This window comes from Vibrio sp. V31_P5A7T61 (assembly GCF_009904895.1).
Classification (GTDB): domain Bacteria; phylum Pseudomonadota; class Gammaproteobacteria; order Enterobacterales; family Vibrionaceae; genus Vibrio; species Vibrio metschnikovii.
Genome location: NZ_WXWI01000006.1, coordinates 22,334 through 23,886, shown reverse-complemented (window position 1 = coordinate 23,886; position 1,553 = coordinate 22,334). Strand labels below are relative to the sequence as shown.

The following is a 1,553-nucleotide window of genomic DNA, read 5'->3' as shown; positions in this document are numbered from 1 at the left end:
GAATATTATTGTTTACTAAATTATTCAAAGTGATGTTCTACATGATTCAAATATGTCGAGTTCTGGCTGATAGACTTCGGTGTTAACATCCATAATTCCCAATAGAGAATGGAATATATTATCATGAGAGTACATTCCAATTTTATTTGCTGATTCTTGAAGACAATCATAATTAATATTTTTAATTTTTTGAAAACTAGGTGACATCCATACCATTAGTGGAACTTTAGTTTGATATTCAGGCGCTAAACGATAAGGCATTCCATGTAAAAATATCCCATTTTCTCCTAATGATTCACCATGATCAGAAACATAGATTAATGCAGTATGATAGCTTTTTTCTAATGCTTTAAGCTTATCAATGGTTTGGCGTAAAACATAATCGGTGTATAAAATCGTGTTATCATAAGAATTAACGATTTGCTCTACTGAACAGTTTTCAATATCAGCGCGTGGGCAGTCAGGCATAAATGCCGCTTTGTCTTCAGGATAGCGTTGAAAATAAGTTGGTCCATGACTTCCAATGAGATGTAATGCGATTAATCGATTACCCTGCATGTTTTCTACATCTTGTTCAAAGTTTTCCAGAAGTGCCATATCGTAGCAGGTTTTACCATTACAGAGTTCGTTGTTTTCTGTTCTATCAATAGTGATTATATCAATATTTTTAGCCACCTCTTTATCACCACCATCATTCTCTTTCCATAATAATGATATGCCTGCACGTTTTAAAATATCGAGAGCATTATCTTGGTTATCCGCTTTTTGACGATCAAAATTGGAGCGTGTCATTGAAGAGAATAAACAAGGAACAGATACTGCGGTGGCAGTACCGCATGAACTAACATCTTGGAATGAAATGATAGGCAGTTCATCGGTATAGGCGTTGGTTTTTCGTGGATAACCATTTAATTGATAGTTTTGAGATCGCGCCGTTTCACCCATGATGAAAACAACAAGAGTCGGTTTAGTCTCGGCACTTTTTATAGCCTGAGCAGATTGTTGCGCATCTTGGCCTATTTCTCGATACGGTAGGGGGGTAATAAAGTAATTATTATTTAAATACTTTACTGTACTATAAATAAAATGTGTCGGAATAATAATTTTATTGAGATAGGAATTGTTTCTACCAACAGAAACATAATCTTGATAATAAAATACAGCGATAAGAGAAATAATACAAAGCGAAACTAATAAACTGATTAGTTTCTTTATTATCAGATTAAAGAATGAGCCGCCTAGCGTTAAGCGGATTTTGGCAATAATAATGGCTGGTATTACGCCAATAATTAGTGTCCATAAGATAGAGTAACCACTAAGATAAGATCCTGCTTCACTGCTATCTGTTTCTATAATATTGGCGATCATCGTTGTATCAAATATGGTGCCGTAATTGTATCCTGCATAGCTGACTAGCGATGACAGCAATAATAGAATGATGAAAAAAGGTTTACTCAACCAAGGCCAACTAAACAATTGAAAGAGAAAATTTAAAACTGCCAAGAAAAACAGTGGAATAGAAATAATAAAACCTATTTTAACGCTTTCAAGAT

The 1,553-nt window shown here is 34.3% G+C and carries 1 protein-coding gene; it reads right to left on the bottom strand.

The annotated features are described in order from the left end of the window. Positions 1–24 precede the first annotated feature (24 nt). Positions 25–1,553 (bottom strand): phosphoethanolamine transferase (locus CAG58_RS00390; RefSeq protein ID WP_237665944.1); only part of this gene is annotated, 1,529 nt, incomplete at its 5' end.